This window comes from Telluria sp. Soil_C_11, from assembly GCF_057657395.1.
In genome coordinates this window covers 267,152-283,582 of sequence record NZ_JBDGIN010000008.1, presented here as the reverse complement: position 1 = coordinate 283,582, position 16,431 = coordinate 267,152, and the positions used below count along the sequence as shown (strand labels likewise).

Annotated in this window: 15 protein-coding genes; all 15 read right to left on the bottom strand. The window is 66.0% G+C overall.

What is annotated here, in order from left to right:
• Positions 1 to 21: 21 nt before the first annotated feature.
• Complete coding sequence (locus AC3A6M_RS15900; RefSeq protein WP_487853687.1) at positions 22 to 1,332, bottom strand: adenylosuccinate synthase; 1,311 nt, start codon at positions 1,330 to 1,332, stop codon at positions 22 to 24.
• A gap of 3 nt (positions 1,333 to 1,335) precedes the next feature.
• Positions 1,336 to 2,490 (bottom strand): ATP phosphoribosyltransferase regulatory subunit, encoded by a 1,155-nt coding sequence (locus AC3A6M_RS15895; RefSeq protein WP_487853686.1) that lies wholly within the window; start codon positions 2,488 to 2,490, stop codon positions 1,336 to 1,338.
• A 234-nt stretch (positions 2,491 to 2,724) separates the two neighbouring features.
• The gene (hflC, locus tag AC3A6M_RS15890; RefSeq protein WP_487853685.1) at positions 2,725 to 3,603 is read right to left on the bottom strand and encodes a protease modulator HflC; all 879 of its coding nucleotides are present in this window, start codon (positions 3,601 to 3,603) and stop codon (positions 2,725 to 2,727) included.
• Positions 3,603 to 5,003, bottom strand: coding sequence for an FtsH protease activity modulator HflK (gene hflK, locus AC3A6M_RS15885; RefSeq protein ID WP_487853684.1), 1,401 nt, complete (start codon positions 5,001 to 5,003; stop codon positions 3,603 to 3,605). The genes hflC and hflK overlap by 1 nt, the downstream gene beginning before the upstream one ends.
• Before the next feature lie 3 nt (positions 5,004 to 5,006).
• On the bottom strand, positions 5,007 to 6,188 hold the full coding sequence (gene hflX / locus AC3A6M_RS15880) for a GTPase HflX (RefSeq protein WP_487853705.1): 1,182 nt from the start codon (positions 6,186 to 6,188) through the stop codon (positions 5,007 to 5,009).
• 29 nt (positions 6,189 to 6,217) lie between these two features.
• The gene (gene hfq / locus AC3A6M_RS15875; RefSeq protein WP_036168820.1) at positions 6,218 to 6,454 is read right to left on the bottom strand and encodes an RNA chaperone Hfq; all 237 of its coding nucleotides are present in this window, start codon (positions 6,452 to 6,454) and stop codon (positions 6,218 to 6,220) included.
• A 168-nt stretch (positions 6,455 to 6,622) separates the two neighbouring features.
• Positions 6,623 to 7,960, bottom strand: coding sequence for a ribosome biogenesis GTPase Der (gene der / locus AC3A6M_RS15870; RefSeq protein ID WP_487853683.1), 1,338 nt, complete (start codon positions 7,958 to 7,960; stop codon positions 6,623 to 6,625).
• 9 nt (positions 7,961 to 7,969) lie between these two features.
• Complete coding sequence (gene bamB, locus AC3A6M_RS15865; RefSeq protein WP_487853682.1) at positions 7,970 to 9,124, bottom strand: outer membrane protein assembly factor BamB; 1,155 nt, start codon at positions 9,122 to 9,124, stop codon at positions 7,970 to 7,972.
• Between the two features lie 156 nt (positions 9,125 to 9,280).
• On the bottom strand, positions 9,281 to 9,937 hold the full coding sequence (locus tag AC3A6M_RS15860; RefSeq protein ID WP_487853681.1) for a YfgM family protein: 657 nt from the start codon (positions 9,935 to 9,937) through the stop codon (positions 9,281 to 9,283).
• A gap of 27 nt (positions 9,938 to 9,964) precedes the next feature.
• On the bottom strand, positions 9,965 to 11,320 hold the full coding sequence (hisS, locus tag AC3A6M_RS15855; protein WP_487853680.1) for a histidine--tRNA ligase: 1,356 nt from the start codon (positions 11,318 to 11,320) through the stop codon (positions 9,965 to 9,967).
• A gap of 123 nt (positions 11,321 to 11,443) precedes the next feature.
• Positions 11,444 to 12,715, bottom strand: coding sequence for a flavodoxin-dependent (E)-4-hydroxy-3-methylbut-2-enyl-diphosphate synthase (gene ispG, locus AC3A6M_RS15850; protein WP_487853679.1), 1,272 nt, complete (start codon positions 12,713 to 12,715; stop codon positions 11,444 to 11,446).
• Between the two features lie 28 nt (positions 12,716 to 12,743).
• Positions 12,744 to 13,775 (bottom strand): RodZ domain-containing protein, encoded by a 1,032-nt coding sequence (locus tag AC3A6M_RS15845; protein ID WP_487853678.1) that lies wholly within the window; start codon positions 13,773 to 13,775, stop codon positions 12,744 to 12,746.
• Between the two features lie 8 nt (positions 13,776 to 13,783).
• Entirely contained in the window at positions 13,784 to 14,590 is an 807-nt protein-coding gene (pilW, locus tag AC3A6M_RS15840) for a type IV pilus biogenesis/stability protein PilW (protein WP_487853704.1), read from the bottom strand.
• 5 nt (positions 14,591 to 14,595) lie between these two features.
• Positions 14,596 to 15,765, bottom strand: coding sequence for a dual-specificity RNA methyltransferase RlmN (gene rlmN / locus AC3A6M_RS15835; protein WP_487853677.1), 1,170 nt, complete (start codon positions 15,763 to 15,765; stop codon positions 14,596 to 14,598).
• Positions 15,766 to 15,958: 193 nt separating this feature from the next.
• Positions 15,959 to 16,384, bottom strand: coding sequence for a nucleoside-diphosphate kinase (gene ndk / locus AC3A6M_RS15830; protein WP_036240108.1), 426 nt, complete (start codon positions 16,382 to 16,384; stop codon positions 15,959 to 15,961).
• Between the last annotated feature and the right edge of the window lie 47 nt (positions 16,385 to 16,431).

Below are 16,431 nucleotides of genomic sequence, written 5' to 3'. Positions count from 1 at the left end.
CGAAGCCCTTTCTTATTAAAATTAGGCGGCGAACGGGTGACGCAGCACGATGGTTTCTTCGCGGTCCGGGCCGGTCGAGACCATGTCGACCGGGACACCGACCAGCTCTTCGATGCGCTTGATGTAAGCGCGGGCGTTGGCCGGCAGCTCGTCCATGGACTTGGCGCCGACGGTGCTTTCCTTCCAGCCCGGCATTTCTTCGTAGACCGGCACGCAGGCTGCCGCCTCTTCCGCGCCGACCGGGAAGATGTCGACGTCACGGCCGTCGATCCTGTAACCGGTGCAGAGTTTCAGGGACTCGATGCCGTCCAGCACGTCCAGCTTGGTCAGGCACATGCCCGACACGCCGTTGATCTGGACCGAGCGGCGCAGCAGCGCCGCGTCGAACCAGCCGCAGCGGCGCGCACGGCCGGTCACGGTGCCGAACTCGTGGCCCACGCGCGACAGGTGCTCGCCGACGCCGGCGTCGGTCGGCAGTTCGGACGGGAACGGGCCCGAACCCACGCGGGTCGTGTAGGCCTTGGTGATGCCCATGATGTAGTGCAGCATGCCCGGGCCCACGCCCGAACCGGCGGCGGCGTTGCCGGCCACGCAGTTCGACGAGGTCACGAACGGATAGGTGCCGTGATCGACGTCCAGCAGCGAGCCCTGGGCGCCTTCGAACAGCAGGTTGCCGCCGGCCTTGTGGGCCGCGTACAGGGCCGACGAAACGTCGCCGACCATCGGGCGCAGGCGCGGCACCAGGGCCATCGCGTCGTCGAAGGTCTTCTGGAAGTCCACTGCCTGGCCGCCCAGGTAGCCGGTCAGCACGAAGTTGTGGTAGTCCAGGTTCTCGCGCAGCTTCTCCGCGAAGCGGGTTTCGTTCAGCATGTCGGCGATGCGGATCGCGCGGCGTGCGACCTTGTCTTCGTAGGCCGGGCCGATGCCCTTGCCGGTGGTGCCGATCTTGTTGACGCCACGCTTGGCTTCGCGGGCCACGTCGATGGCGACGTGGTACGGCAGGATGACCGGGCAGGCTTCCGAGATCTTCAGGCGCGAAGCGACTTCGACGCCGGCGGCTTCGAGCTTGTCGATCTCGCGCATCACGTCCGGCACCGACACCACGACGCCGTTGCCGATGTAGCAGGCCACGCCTTCGCGCATGATGCCCGACGGGATCAGCTGGAGGGCGGTCTTCTGGCCCTTGATCACCAGCGTGTGGCCGGCGTTATGGCCGCCCTGGAAACGCACCACGCCAGCGGCATGGTCGGTCAGCCAGTCGACGATCTTACCCTTGCCTTCATCGCCCCATTGGGTGCCGATGACAACGACGTTCTTAGCAGTATTTGACATCACTTAACCTAAGTTTTTGAGAATCCAATTTCCTTGTTCGAGGACGAGCACGCGGTCGCACTCGAACTCGTCCTGTACATTCTCGTGACCCGGCATGGACTGGATCACGACTTCGCCGCTATTCCGCAGTTCAGCGATTTTTTCGCGCAGTTCGGGCGCATTGCCCCACGGCGCACGGATGGCGTGCTTGCGATCCGCGGTGGGGAGCAGCCGCGCCAGTTCGCGCAGGTCGAGCGAGAAGCCGGTTGCCGGACGCGCGCGTCCGAAGGCTTCGCCGACGTGGTCGTAACGGCCGCCGCGCGCCACCGCGTTCGGCAGGCCCGGCACGTAGAGCGCGAACATGGCGCCGCTCTCGTACTGGTAGCCGCGCAGGTCGGCCAGGTCGATCGCGACTTCGGCGCGGCCGATGGTGCAGGCGGCCAGCGCGGCCAGTTCGCCCAGCGCGCGGGTGATGCCCGGCAGCGCCGGCAGGACTTCCTTCGCGCGCGCCAGCACGTCGACGTCGCCGTAGAGGTTCGGCAGCGCCATCAGGGCGGCGCGGGTCGCGCTGGCGTAATGTTCGGTGGCCTCGTCGAGGCCCGGCATGTCCTTCGACTTCAGCAGGCCGTGCAGCAGTTGCTCGTCGCGTTTCGCGGCCGCGTCTTCGGCCAGGATCGCCCGCAGCACGCCGGCGTGCGACAGGTCCAGGCGCGGCTGCTCGAAGCCGGCCAGGGCCAGCGAGGCCAGCGCCAGTTCCTGGATCTCGGCGTCGGCTTCGAGGCCGGCGTGACCGTAGATCTCGGCGCCGATCTGCAGCTGCTCGCGGGTGGCGTGCAGGCCGGACGGGCGGGTATGCAGCACCGTGCCGGCATAGCACAGGCGGGTAACGCTATCCCTGTTCAAGAGGTGGGCGTCGATGCGGGCGACCTGGGTGGTCATGTCGGCGCGCAGGCCGAGCAGGCGGCCGCTCATCGAATCGACCAGCTTGAAGGTCTTGGAGTCGGTGTCCTGCCCGGCGCCGGCCAGCAGCGATTCGACGTACTCGAGCATCGGCGGCATGACCAGCTCGTATCCGTAGGTGCGGAAGGTGTCGAGCATCAGGCGGCGCAGTTCCTCGATCTTGCGCGCTTCGGACGGCAAGACGTCGGCGATATTCTCGGGCAATAGCCAAGTAGGCATGGGCAAAGCTGTCGGGAGTTGTTAAAGATTGGTCAACGGAATGCGCGGCTTTGCACGCGTATTCTGCGCCGAATCGACGATTTTAACCGAAAACCGGTCGGGATTGGCGTAGAAGATGCACTGGAGCGATTGTTAACGTTGCCGGAGTTCCACGTAGGGTGGGCACCCCGTGCCCACGCGGGCGCATGCGGTACGCGAACGTCACGCGTGGGCACGCGGTGCCCACCCTACGAATTATTTACCGCTGCCCGGCCCTTTGAAATACTTGAAGAACTCGGAGTTCGAATCCAGCACCAGCACGTCGCTGCGGCTCTTGAAGGTCGCGCGATACGCTTCCAGCGAGCGGTAGAAGCGGTAGAACTCGGGGTTCTTGCCGAAGGACTGGGCGTAGATCTGGGTGGCCTTCGCATCGCCCTCGCCCATGATGGTCTGGGCGTCGCGGGCGGCTTCGGCCAGGATCACGCTGCGCTGGCGGTCGGCGTCGGCGCGGATGCCCTCGGCTTCGGCGGCGCCGGTCGAACGGGTTTCGTTGGCCACGCGCACGCGCTCGGCCTTCATGCGTTCGAGCACGGCGGCATTCACCTGGGCGCTGAAGTCCACGCGCTTCAGGCGCACGTCGACGATCTCGACGCCGAGCTGGCGGCTGCCGGCCGCAATGCGCTCGCGCAGGGCCGCGGCCAGCTGCTCGCGCTGGCCGGACAGCACCTCAGAGGTCTTGCGCGCGCCGATCTCGGCGTTCAGGGCGACCTGCACCACCTGGGCCAGGCGCTCGGCGCCGCGATCCGCGTTGCCGCCGCCGACCGCCACCAGGTACTGGCGCGGATCAATGACGCGCCATTTGACGAAGGCGTCGACCAGCAGGTCCTTCTTCTCCGCCGTCAGGAAGCGTTCGCCGTCGGCGGTGTCGAGGGTCTGCAGGCGCTTGTCGAGGTAGACCACGTTCTGGAACGGCGGCGGCAGCTTGAAGTGCAGGCCCGGTTCCTTGATCACTTCGCGCAGCTCGCCAAGGGCATAGACCACGGCGTAGCGGTGCTGGTCGACCACGAACATGCTCGAGGCCACGAGGAACAGGACGATGGCCGCCCCGATCGCGATCGATATCAGGCGGCTCATCAGCGGGCCTCCCTGTCACGCGCGGATTCGCGGCTGCGCGGATCGATCTTGCGCACCGCTTCCGGCTGCGGGTGGGCGTCCTGCGCCGGCGCGGCCTGGTTCTGCTGCGGGCTCTGCTGTTGATTCTGCGGCTGGCCAGCCGCCGCCGCCGGGGCTTGCGGCGCAGGGTTGCCTGCCTGCGGCACCGCCTGCGCCTGGCCCGGCTGGACGCCGCCCTGCGGCGCCGGCATGATCGGACCGGAACGGCTGCCGAGCGCCGCCTCGTTGGCGACCGACTGGGTCAGCATGCGGTCGAGCGGCAAATAGATCTGGTTCGAGGTCTTGGCGTCGACCATGACCTTGCTGGTGCTGGAGAAGATCTGCTGCATGGTGTCCAGGTACATGCGGTCGCGGGTGACGGCCGGCGCTTTCGCGTACTCGGCCACGACCTGGTTGAAGCGGGCGGCCGCGCCTTCGGCAGTGTTCACGGCCGTCGCGCGGTAGGCCTCGGCGTCCTGGATCATGCGGCTTGCCCTGCCTTTGGCCTGCGGGATGATGTCGTCGGCATAGGCCTGCGCTTCGCTGCGGGCGCGGGCGCGGTCTTCCTGGGCCTTGACGGTTTCCTCGAAGGCGCCGGCGACCTGCTCGGGCGCCGCCAGCGACTGCACGGTCACGCCGGTGACGGCGGCGCCCAGCTTGTAGCCGTCGACCATCTTCTGGATCATGCGCTGGGCCTCGCCGGCCAGCCGGTCGCGGTTCTCGGCCAGCAGCGCATCCATCTGCGCGCGGCCGACCAGTTCGCGCACGGCGGTCTCGGCGGCGTCGCGCACCGTCTCGACCTGGTCGCGGTTGTTGAACACCCAGGCGACCGGATCGGTGACCTTGTACTGCACCGAGAACTGGACGTCGACGATGTTCTCGTCCGCGGTCAGCATCAGCGCCTCGTTCGGCTGCTTGTTGCGCACGTTGGCGCGGTAGCCGATTTCCGCGGTCTGGACCTGGGCCACGTTGACCGTCTCGTGGGCCTGGAACGGCGCCGGCCAGCGCCAGTTGAAACCGGCGCCGGTCTTGTGCGAGAGCTGGCCGAAGGTGGTGACCAGGCCGACCTGCCCTTCCGGCACGATGAAGGCGCCGCTGGCGAGCCAGATCAGGGCCAGGATCGCGCCGGCCACGGAAGCGGTGAGGCCGACGCCGCGGGCATCCGGACGGTAGCCGCCGCCATCGCCGCCGCGCTTGCCGAACAGGCGGTTCAGGCGCTGGTTGAAGTCGCGCCAGAGCTGGTCGAGGTCGGGCGGGCCATCGTTGCCGGGACCCTTGCCCTGCTGGGCCTTGGGCTTGTCGCCGGGCTGATGGCTGTTGCCCCAATGGGGATCGTTCAGTGACAGGGTGATGCCGAGACGTCTGAAGAGTGAAACGAGCATAGGCTAGTGTGGTCCCACATGGGTGGAAGTCGGAATATTCTCAGCCGCCCCGGCCTGCACGTCGTGCGCAAAGCCGGGATCCTCACCGTCCTGCTCGTAGGCATGCGTCATACCGGGCTCGGTTCTGGCCGCCTCGACGATCGCGTCGCGCAGCAGATCCAGGCCTGCGCCACTGTGGGCGCTGATAAAAACGCGGCTGATTTTATCATATTCATCACGTTCCACCCCGGGCTCGAGCCCGGCCGCATCGATCTTGTTCCAGACAAGGATCTGCGGGATGTGGTCTGCGCCGATTTCGCGCAGCACCTCGTTGACCTGCTCGATCTGCTCCATGCGCACCGGCGACGAACCGTCGACCACGTGCAGCAGCAGGTCGGCATGGATGGTTTCTTCCAGCGTGGCGCGGAAGGCGGCCACCAGCTGGTGCGGCAGTTCGCGCACGAAACCGACCGTATCGGAGACCACCACGTTGCCGGTTTCCTCGCCCAGGTACAGGCGGCGGCTGGTGGTGTCCAGGGTCGCGAACAGCTGGTTCGCGACGTAGACCCCGGCCTTGGTCAGGGTATTGAACAGGGTCGACTTGCCGGCGTTGGTATAGCCGACCAGCGACACCGAGAAAGTCTGGTTGCGGCCGCGCGAGCGGCGCTGGGTTTCATGCTGCTTGCGCAGCTTGGCCAGGCGGGTGCGCAGCATCTTGACGCGCTCGCCGATCAGGCGGCGGTCGGTTTCCAGCTGGGTTTCACCGGGACCGCGCAGGCCGATACCGCCCTTCTGGCGCTCGAGGTGGGTCCAGCCGCGGATCAGGCGCGTGGCCAGGTGCTGCAGCTGGGCCAGCTCGACCTGCAGCTTGCCCTCATGACTCTGGGCGCGCTGGGCGAAGATGTCGAGGATCAGGCTGGTGCGATCGACCACGCGCACGTTCAGTTTCCGCTCCAGGTTACGCTGCTGGGCGGGCGACAGGGCGTGGTTGAAAATGACGATCTCGACCCGCTCGGCCAGGCAGGCCTGGGCGATTTCGTCGGCCTTGCCGCTGCCGACGAAATGCGCGGGATCGGGACTATTGCGTTTTGCGGTGATCGTGGTGATCGGATCCGCTCCGGCGGAGCGCGCCAGCAGTGCCAGTTCTTCGAGGCTGGCCTTGAAATCGCCAACGCCGAAATCGATACCGACCAATGCTGCGCGCATGGTGTTGCCGGAAACGTCAGCCATCGACCTCACTCGGCGTCTTGTTCGAGGTTGAGGTTGACGGCACGTGCCGGGACAACGGTGGAAATGGCGTGCTTGTAAACCATCTGGGTGACGGTATTGCGGAGCAGAACCACATACTGGTCGAAGGATTCGATATGCCCCTGGAGCTTGATCCCGTTGACCAGGTAGATCGAGACGGGGACGTGTTCCTTGCGCAAGGCGTTGAGGAATGGGTCTTGTAACAGTTGCCCTTTGTTGCTCATAACAGCTCCGTAATGTTGTTGTCGTATAAAAATTGAGGCGCTACGCCGGTTTTCAAGTGCTCGGGCCAACATTCTCAGGTTGTGAATGATGTCCCAAGCCTACTGTAACCTGTTTTGGCGTTTTTTGTCGTACTGCTATGGTTAAACCTGGCTTAAAAAAAGCAGGCGTCACTCTTTCGCGAACGGGTTCTTCCCGCTGCGCAGTTCGATCCGCAGCGGCGTGCCGATCAGGTCGAACGTCTCGCGGAAGTGCTTCTCGAGATAGCGCTTGTACGGCTCGGTGATGCCATCCAGGGCATTGCCGTGGATGACGATGATGGGCGGGTTCTGGCCGCCCTGGTGGGCATAGCGCATCTTCGGGCGGGTACTGCCCTTGCGCTTCGGTTCCTGCTTCTCGACCGCTTCCTGCAGCGCACGCGTCAGGCGCGGGGTCGACAGCTTGGCGGTGGCGGCGGCATAGGCCGTATCGATCGCCTTCATCAGCTGGTTGATGCCGGTGCCCTTCAGCGCCGAGATGAACTTGGTCTCGGCGAAGGACAGGAAGTCGAGCTTGCGGTCGATGTCGTTCTTGACCTGGTCGCGCTGGTCGGAGGTCAGGCCGTCCCACTTGTTGACGGCGACCACCAGGGCGCGGCCGGATTCCAGGATGAAGCCGGCGATGTGGGCGTCCGACTCGGCGATGTCGGCCTGTGCATCCAGCATCAGCACGACCACGTTGGCTTCCGAGATCGACTGCAGCGTCTTCACGACCGAGAACTTCTCGACCGCTTCGAACACCTTGCCGCGGCGGCGGATGCCGGCGGTATCGATCAGCGTGTAGTGCTTGCCGCCTTTCTCGAACGGCACCTCGATCGAATCGCGGGTGGTGCCGGGCATGTCGAAGGCGATCACGCGCTGCTCGCCGACCAGGGTATTGATCAGCGTGGACTTGCCGACGTTCGGACGGCCGATCAGGGCGATCTTGACGCCGTAGTCGGCCGGATCGAACTCGGCCTCTTCCTGCGGACGCAGGGTCGCGGCCTGGTCGATCGCCTCGTTGACGAGGTCGAGCACGCCGTCGCCATGGGCGGCCGAGATCACGTAGGGGTCGCCCATGCCGAGCTCATAGAACTCGGCGGTGACGCTAGTGTACTTCATGCCCTCGCTCTTGTTCACCACCAGCATGACCTTGCGTCCCGACTTGCGCAGGAAGTCGGTGATGGTCTTGTCGTGCGGCGTCAGGCCCTGGCGGCCGTCGACGATGAACATCACCACGTCGGCTTCCGCCACGGCCTGCTTCGTCTGCAGCGCCATCTCGTGCATGATGCCTTCCTTGGCGACCGGTTCGAAACCGCCGGTGTCGATCACCAGGAAGGGGCGTTCGCCCATGCGGCCCTCGCCGTAGTGGCGGTCGCGCGTCAGGCCGGGCAGGTCCGCCACCAGCGCGTCACGCGAGCGGGTCATGCGGTTGAATAGGGTGGACTTCCCGACGTTGGGACGTCCTACGAGTGCAATTACCGGCTTCATGTAAGTATCTTATTCCACCGCGATCGCTGTCACGGTTCCGTTTTGTGTTTGAAAAATCAGGTTCGAGCCCGCGACCAGCGGGGTCGAGCTGATCGCGCTGCCGTCGGTGGCGGCACGGGCCAGGAAGGCTCCGTCCTCGCGCGACAGGAAGTGCACGTAGCCCTGGTAGTCGCCGACCGCGACGGCGCGGCCGTAGGACACCGGAGTCGACAGGCGGCGGAAGGCCAGCTTGTCGTTCTTCCAGGCGCTGGTGCCGGTTTCGCGGTTGTAGGCGTAGACGGCGCCCTTTTCGTCGGTGACGAAGACGAAGCGCTGGTCGACCGCCACGCCCGCTTCGGACGAGATGTCGCGGGTCCAGCGCGGGCTGCCGTTGGTGACGTCCCAGCAGCCGGCGCGGCCCTGGTAGGAAACGGCGCAGACGTCGCCCTCGAACACCACCGGGTAGCCGCCGATGTCGGTCACGCGTTCCAGTTCGGTGGCGCCGCGCGCCACGCCGACTTCGATCTCCCAGCGCGGTGCGCCGGTCGCCAGCACCAGCGACAGCAGCTTGCCGCCCGGCTGGGCGATGATCACGTCCTTGTCATGCACGACCATGCCCGGCGCCAGGCGCAGGGTCAGCGGCGGCGCGGCGCGCTGCACGGTCCATTTCTTCTGGCCGGTCGCGGCGTCGATGCCGACGATGCGGTTGTCGACGCTGCGCGCCACCACCACGCCCTGCCCCACCACCGGCGAGGACAGGACCTCGCTCGACAGCTGGGCCTTCCACAGCTGCTTGCCATCCATGTCGAAGGCCAGCAGCTGGCCCTTCTCGCCGCCGACCACGATCAGGTTGCCGTCGGTGCCGACGCCGGCGGTCAGCATCATGCCGGCCTTGACGCGCCACAGCTGGCGGCCGCTGGCGGATTCCGCACGCACCAGCGTGCCGTCGCCGCCGGCCACGATCACGGTATTGCCGGCCAGCGCGGGGGTGAACTGGTAGCTGCCGGACTTGCCGACTTCCAGCTTCCAGGCGGTGCGCACCGCCATCGACCCTTTCAGGTCGACCAGCGGCGCCGGCAGGTTGCCCTTCGGCTTGGATGCGAACGGGTTCAGCGAACTGATCGTCGAGCAGCCCGTCATCAGGGCGAGGACACCGACACCAACGAGCTTGCGGGTAATACGCATATTCTTTTGCCTTGTTCTTGGAGACCTACAAACTTGAAAACACGTGCTCCGAAACGCGCACGCTGAAATGTCGTTCCCGCGAAGGCGGGAACCCAAGTTTTGCATGAGCTAACATAACGCACGCAACTTGGGTTCCCGCCTGCGCGGGAACGACGATTAGGCAGCGGCCTTTGCCGCTTCCGGCACCGTACCGCCAATCGCTTCCAGCTTGATCTGCACGATCTGGCGGCCCGGGTGCTTCTTGTCCATCTTGTCGAGCGCTGCCTGGTAGGCGGTGCGGGCTTCCGCCAGCTTGTTCTGCGCCACCAGCACGTCGCCCTTGCGGTCGGCCACTTCGGCGGCGAACTGCGGCAGGACGTCGCCGTTCAGGACCGCCAGCGCCTGGTCATATGCCTTCTCGTCGAGCAGCACGCCGGACAGGCGCAGGCGCGCAATCGACTTGTACTCGTCGTTGCCGTGGTCGACCACCCACTGCAGCTGGGCCTTGGCGGCCTTCAGGTCGTTGGCGTCGAAAGCGGTCTTGGCGGCGGCCAGCGCGGCCATCTGGGCGTAGGCGGTGCTGTCGTACTTGCTTTCGATGTCGGCCGCCATGCGCTGGACTTTCGCGTTGTCGTTGGCCTGGGCCGCATCGGCCAGGCTGTCGTACAGGCCCGAGGCTTCGGCAGCCTTGCCGCGCTGGTGCGAGTTCCAGAAGTTGTAGCCGGCGTAGCTGCCCAGCGCGATGATCAGCACCCAGCTGATCAGGTTGCCAAAGCGGTTCCAGAAGGCCTTGAAATTGGCTATCTGTTCTTGTTCTTCGAGATCGTATGCCATGGAGTCTTCTCTAGTTCTGGTTAGTGATTATGGACGATGATGATGACCGTGCTCTTCGCAGTCGGGGCCGCAGTCGTGGCCGCCGCCGATGACCTGGTCGACGATGAAGTCGACCGCCTCGTCGAAGGCGACGCTGGTCTGCTGGGTTCCCCCTTCGGCTTCGCGCAGCGACTTCACCGCCACCACTTCGTTCTTGACCTCGTCCTCGCCGATGATCACGGCGAACGCGGCGCCGGAGCCGTCGGCCTTCTTCATCTGGCTCTTGAAGCTGCCCGCTCCCTGCGGCGTGGCGCAGTGCAGGACCACGTCCAGCCCGGCGTCGCGGATGCGCTCGGCCAGGATGAAGGCTTTCAGCTGGGCTTCCTCGCCCTGGTGCACCATGTAGACGTCGCACTGGCCCGGCGCGGCCGGTTCGCCCTGGCCCTTCATCAGCTCGATCAGGCGTTCCATGCCCATCGCGAAACCGATGCCCGGGGTCGGCTTGCCGCCGAAGGTCTCGATCAGCGGGTCGTAGCGGCCGCCGGCGCAGACGGTGCCCTGGGCGCCCAGTTCGTCGGTGACCCACTCGAACACGGTGCGGTTGTAGTAATCCAGGCCGCGCACCAGGCGCGGGTTGACGGTGTACTGGACGTTGTTGGCGTCGAGGATCTTCTTCAGGCCCTCGAAGTGGGCCAGCGACTCGCCGCCCAGGTAGCTCAGCAGCTGCGGCGCCTTGTTGACCATGTCCTGCATCGCCGGGTTCTTGGTGTCGAGGATGCGCAGCGGGTTCGCGTGCAGGCGGCGCTTGGCTTCGGCGTCCAGCAGCTCGGCGTTGGCTTCGAAGTAGGCGATCAGGTCGGCGCGGTGGCGCTGGCGCTCCTCGGCATTGCCGATCGAGTTGAGCTCGAGGCGGATGTTGTCCAGGCCCAGGTCGTCCCACAGGCGGCGGCACAGCATGATCAGCTCGGCGTCGATGTCCGGGCCGGCAAAGCCGATCGCTTCGGCGCCGAACTGGAAGAACTGGCGGTAGCGGCCGCGCTGCGGACGCTCGTGGCGGAACATCGGGCCCTTGTACCACAGGCGCTTCGGACCGTCGTAGGCCATGTTGTGCTCGACCACGGCGCGCACCACGCCGGCCGTGCCTTCCGGGCGCAGGGTCAGCTGGTCGCCGTTCATCGAATCGGTGAAGGAATACATCTCCTTCTCGACGATGTCGGTGACGGCGCCGATGGCGCGCGCGAACAGGCCGGTTTCCTCGACGATCGGGGTGACGATCTTCTGGTAGCCGTAGCTCTTCAGCACGGACTCGGCGGTGTTTTCGAACAGCTCCCACAGCGGCGCATCGGCCGGGAGGATGTCGTTCATGCCTTTGATGGCACTGAATTTCTCTTTTTTGTCGGACATTTCTATTTTTCCTTGCCGTCGTTCCCGCGAAGACGGGAACCCAAGTTGTCCGCGTTTCGGCGGCTCATCGACCTTGGGTCCCCGCCTGCGCGGGGACGACGGTATTTTTAGTGCGCGTAACGATCAGACGGTTGCTGCCTGCTTCCCGTAATTCTTCTGCACGTAATCCAGCACGATCGTCTTGAACTCATCCACGATCCGCTCGCCCCGCAGTGTAGCGACCTTTTGGCCATCCACAAAGACCGGCGCGGCCGGGGACTCTCCGGTGCCGGGCAGCGAGATGCCGATGTTCGCGTGCTTCGATTCGCCCGGGCCGTTGACGATGCAGCCCATCACGGCCACGTTCATCGCTTCCACGCCCGGATAGGTCTTCTTCCATTCCGGCATCTGCTCGCGCAGGAAGGTCTGGATGTTGTCGGCCAGCTCCTGGAACACGGTCGAGGTCGTGCGGCCGCAGCCCGGGCAGGCGATCACCATCGGGGTGAACTTGCGCAAGCCCATGGTCTGCAGGATTTCCTGGCCCACCACGACTTCCTTGGTGCGGTCGCCGCCCGGTTCCGGGGTCAGCGAGATGCGGATGGTGTCGCCGATCCCTTCCTGCAGCAGCACGGACAGGGCCGCGGTCGAGGCGACGATGCCCTTGCTGCCCATGCCGGCTTCGGTCAGGCCCAGGTGCAGCGCATAGTCGCAGCGCTTGCCCAGCTCGCGGTAGACGGCGATCAGGTCCTGCACGCCGGACACCTTGCACGACAGGACGATCTTGTCGCGGCCCAGGCCGATCTCTTCGGCGCGCTGGGCGTTCTCGATCGCCGAGGTGATCAAGGCTTCGTACATCACGGCCTGGGCGCTCCAGGGCTGGGCGCGGCCGGCGTTCTCGTCCATGATGCGGGCCAGCAGCGACTGGTCCAGGCTGCCCCAGTTGACGCCGATGCGCACCGGCTTGTCGTACTTGATGGCGGTTTCGATCATCTGGGCGAACTGGGTGTCGCGCTTGGCGCCCTGCCCCACGTTGCCCGGGTTGATGCGGTACTTCGACAGCGCCTGCGCGCATTCCGGGAAGTCGCGCAGCAGCAGGTGGCCGTTGTAGTGGAAGTCGCCGACCAGCGGGACGTCGACGTCCATCCGGTCGAGCTGTTCGCGGATGGCCGGCACGGCCGCCGCCGCTTCCGGCGTGTTGACGGTGATGCGGACGATCTCGGAACCGGCGCGGGCCAGTTCCTTGACCTGGATCGCGGTGCCGATCACGTCGGCGGTATCGGTATTCGTCATCGACTGCACGACGACGGGGGCGTCGCCGCCCACCCAGACCTTGCGCTCACCGTGCCGGACCAGCACGCCGCGGCTGGGGCGGCGCGCCAGGGGACCGGAGGGGATGGGCATGTTGGTAGAAGTCATGTTGCGCTGTATTCCGTTATTGCGTTCGTTATTGCACGTTGACCAGCGAGTAGGTCTTGCCCGGCACCAGCGGCAGCGCCACCGGGGCCCCGCGCAGGCTGGCCGAGACGCCATTCGGGTTGCCGACGATGATGCGCACCGGCTGGTCGACGTTGAAGGTCTCGGTACTGCCGGCCTTGACCAGGCGCTTGATCATCGGCGTGCCGCCCTTGGCCGGCCGGACTTCGATCCAGGCATCCTCGCGCACGTTCAACACCAGGGCGTTCGCGCCGGCCGGGGCGGTGGCGCCGGCCGGGCTTGCGGCGGCTGCCGCCGGCTGCGCGCCCGCACCCTGGCTCGTGACCGGATTGGCCGGTGCTGCCGGCACGCTGGTCGGCGGCGCGCCGGTGGCGGTGGTCGCCGGCGTGTTCACGACGGGTCCGGGGGCAACGCTGCCGGACGGGGCGTCAGAGGCCGGCTGCGAGGCCGGCGCGCTGGCCGGGCCGGGCACCGAAATCAGGGGCACCGAAGGATTCTGCAGGACCTCGGTCGAGCTGCCGCGGGCCGCTTCAGGCGAGGCGCCGTTCGTGGCGGCCGGGGCCGGGGCCGCGGTCGTCGTTTCGCCATGGCCGCCCGGCAGCACGCCGAACTTCCAGGCGGCGCCGGCGGCGGCCGCCAGCACCACGGCGGCGGCGATCCAGCCCAGCGGCAGCGAGGAGCGCTTGCCGTGCGACGGGAATTTCGCTTGCGAGAACGACGCCGGGGTCGGACGGCGCACCGGGGCGGCGCCCGTCTCGGCCGGCGCCGGCGTATCGATCGCGATCTGCGCCACCAGCGGCGCCGGATCGAGTTTCATCAGCTTGGCATAGGCGCGCACGAAGCCGCGCGTCACGGCCGGGCTCGGCAGGGAAGCGTAATCGCCTGCCTCCAGCGCAATCACCTGGCGCACCGCCAGTTTCAGCTGGTCGGCCACCTGTTCCACCGTCCAGCCCATCGCTTCGCGCTGGGCGGCCAGCACCCTGCCCGGGCTGCCTTGCTGGTTGTCGGGCGTCATCGGCTCATCTGCACGCTCGGAACTCATCGTCTCTCTCACTCGTTAAATGCACCGCGCTCGAACGCCGCGTATTCGGGCGAGCCGGGGAAGCGCTTGCGCAGCTGGGCCGCGAGGGTGGCTTCGGTGGCCCGGTCGCCCAGCATGTGCTTGACCCGGATGGCCAGCCACAGCACGTCGGCCGACAGCGATTCCGGCTTCGCTGCTTCCGTCAGGCGGTTGATGAAAAACCCGGCGCGGTTGGCGTCGCGCCGCTCGAAATAGACCCGCGCCAGGCCGGCCTGGATGGCCGGCAGCTCGGGTTCGTAACGCAAGGCCTCGAGCAGGTAGCGCTCGGCCGCGTCGGTATTCTTCAGTTTCAGGCTGCAGTTGCCGGCATTCGTGAGGGCCTTGGCCGGCGAACCGTACTGCGGGTTCTTCAGCGCCGCCTCGAAATAGCCCAGCCCCTGGGCCGGCTTGCCGCCGGCGTCGCACAGGAACAGCCCGTAGTTGTTGGCCAGGTCCGGATTGCGCGGCGCCAGGCGCAGCGCGTGCCGGTAATTCTCGTCGGCCAGTGCGTTCTCGCCCATCGCGCTGTAGATCAGGGCGCGGAAGCCGTAGGCGTCGGCATAGTCGGGCGCGGCGGCGATCGCCTGCTTGACCTCGTCCAGCGCGATCTCGTACTTGCGGTCCTGGTAGTAGCCGACCGCCAGCTGCAGGCGGATCTGGGCGCGCTTTTCGGACGCGGTCTGGTCGGACGCGGTCCGGAGTTCGCGCGGGGAGTCTCCGCCCGCGCTTGCGCAGCCTGCCAGCAGGCCCAGCGCAAGGATCGCAGCACATGCGCAGGCGGCGCTTGCGGCCAGCACCGGCTTCAAGAAGGGATCTCCACGATCTTGCCGAAGTTCGGACCGAACTTTTGCTGGTATTCGGCCATCTTGCTCATCCGTTCGTTGACGCGGGTACGGTCCTTGACTTCGCCGGCCAGCTGGCCGCAGGCGGCGTCGATGTCGTCGCCGCGGGTCTTGCGGATCGTGGTGACGAGGCCGGCATCCATCAGGATCTGGGCGAAGGCCTTGATGCGCGGGTTTTTCGAGCGCACCAGGCCCGATTCCGGGAACGGGTTGAACGGAATCAGGTTGAATTTGCACGACACGCCCACGACCGGGTCGTTGACCAGGGCGATCAGCTCGCGCGCGTGCTCGTCGGTGTCGTTGACGCCGTCGAGCATGCAGTATTCGAAGGTGATGAAGTCGCGCGGCGCGAACTCCAGGTAGCGCCTGCACGCGGCCATCAGCTCGCGCAGCGGGTATTTCTTGTTCAGCGGGACCAGCATGTCGCGCAGCGGATCGTTCGAGCCGTGCAGCGAGACGGCCAGCGCCACCGGGCATTCCTGGCTCAGCTTGTCCATGTTCGGCACCACGCCCGAGGTCGAGACGGTCACGCGGCGGCGCGACAGACCGTAGGCGTTATCGTCCAACATCAGCTTGAGCGCGGTGACGGTCGGCTCGAAGTTCAGCAGCGGCTCGCCCATGCCCATCATGACCACGTTGGTGATCTGGCGCTCGCCCTTCGGACCGCCTTCGATGCCTTTCGTCTTGCGCAGCTCGAACTCGGCCATCCACAGCTGGCCGATGATCTCGGCCACGGTCAGGTTGCGGTTGAAGCCCTGCTTGCCGGTCGAGCAGAAGCGGCAGTTGACGGCGCAGCCGGCCTGCGTGCTGATGCACAGCGTGCCGCGCGTCTCTTCCGGGATGAACACGGTCTCGACCGCATTGCCGTTGCCGACGTCGACCAGCCATTTGCGGGTGCCGTCGCTCGAGGTGTGGTCGCTGATGATGCCTGGTGCGCGGACTTCGGCGCGGGTCTTCAGCTTTTCGCGCAGCGACTTGGCGAGGTCGGTCATGTCGTCGAAATTCGACACGCCGAACTGGTGGATCCAGCGCTGCAGCTGTTTGGCGCGGAACGGCTTCTCCCCCAACTCGGCGCAGTAGGCGACGAGCTGCGCGGGATCGAAGTCCAGCAGGTTGGTGAGAGTTGCCATCGTTGAATCCTGTATCTTCAAAATAAGTCCCGCCCGCCGGAGCCTGGCGCAGAGCGGCAGGCGAGCGGCGAGCGGGGTAATACGGTCGGTATGCAGCTTAACGCAGCAGACCGGCGAAGCGCGAAAAAATTTCGCGTTATTACATCTTGCCCCCCGCCTGCGCGGGGGCTACGGCCGCGATTCGCGGCCTTGATTAACGCGAGTAGACGTTCAGCGCCGGGAAGTAGTAGGCGATCTCGACAGCTGCGGTTTCGGCAGCGTCCGAGCCGTGCACGGCGTTGGCGTCGATCGAGTCGGCGAAGTCGGCGCGGATGGTGCCCTTGTCGGCCTTCTTCGGGTCGGTGGCGCCCATCAGTTCGCGGTTCTTGGCAATCGCGTTCTCGCCTTCCAGCACCTGGATCATGACCGGGCCCGACACCATGAAGTCGACCAGGTCCTTGAAGAACGGACGCTCCTTGTGGACGGCGTAGAAGCCTTCCGCTTCGGCGCGCGACAGCTGGGCCATGCGGGCAGCGACGATCTTCAGGCCAGCGCCTTCGAAGCGGCTATAGATTTGACCGATCACGTTTTTTGCAACTGCGTCGGGCTTGATGATCGACAGGGTGCGTTCGATTGCCATGTAAACTCCAATGAAAATAAAGGTTTAGATAAAGAAATTCGCGAGAA

Coding starts and splice junctions, on each gene's coding strand:
- hfq (WP_036168820.1), bottom strand. CDS start 6,454: ATGAGCAACAAAGGGCAACTGTTACAAGACCCATTCCTCAACGCCTTG.
- ndk (WP_036240108.1), bottom strand. CDS start 16,384: ATGGCAATCGAACGCACCCTGTCGATCATCAAGCCCGACGCAGTTGCA.
- hisS (WP_487853680.1), bottom strand. CDS start 11,320: ATGTCCGACAAAAAAGAGAAATTCAGTGCCATCAAAGGCATGAACGAC.
- hflX (WP_487853705.1), bottom strand. CDS start 6,188: ATGCGCGCAGCATTGGTCGGTATCGATTTCGGCGTTGGCGATTTCAAG.
- rlmN (WP_487853677.1), bottom strand. CDS start 15,765: ATGGCAACTCTCACCAACCTGCTGGACTTCGATCCCGCGCAGCTCGTC.
- ispG (WP_487853679.1), bottom strand. CDS start 12,715: ATGACTTCTACCAACATGCCCATCCCCTCCGGTCCCCTGGCGCGCCGC.
- hflK (WP_487853684.1), bottom strand. CDS start 5,003: ATGCTCGTTTCACTCTTCAGACGTCTCGGCATCACCCTGTCACTGAAC.
- hflC (WP_487853685.1), bottom strand. CDS start 3,603: ATGAGCCGCCTGATATCGATCGCGATCGGGGCGGCCATCGTCCTGTTC.
- AC3A6M_RS15860 (WP_487853681.1), bottom strand. CDS start 9,937: ATGGCATACGATCTCGAAGAACAAGAACAGATAGCCAATTTCAAGGCC.
- bamB (WP_487853682.1), bottom strand. CDS start 9,124: ATGCGTATTACCCGCAAGCTCGTTGGTGTCGGTGTCCTCGCCCTGATG.
- AC3A6M_RS15895 (WP_487853686.1), bottom strand. CDS start 2,490: ATGCCTACTTGGCTATTGCCCGAGAATATCGCCGACGTCTTGCCGTCC.
- der (WP_487853683.1), bottom strand. CDS start 7,960: ATGAAGCCGGTAATTGCACTCGTAGGACGTCCCAACGTCGGGAAGTCC.
- AC3A6M_RS15845 (WP_487853678.1), bottom strand. CDS start 13,775: ATGAGTTCCGAGCGTGCAGATGAGCCGATGACGCCCGACAACCAGCAA.
- AC3A6M_RS15900 (WP_487853687.1), bottom strand. CDS start 1,332: ATGTCAAATACTGCTAAGAACGTCGTTGTCATCGGCACCCAATGGGGC.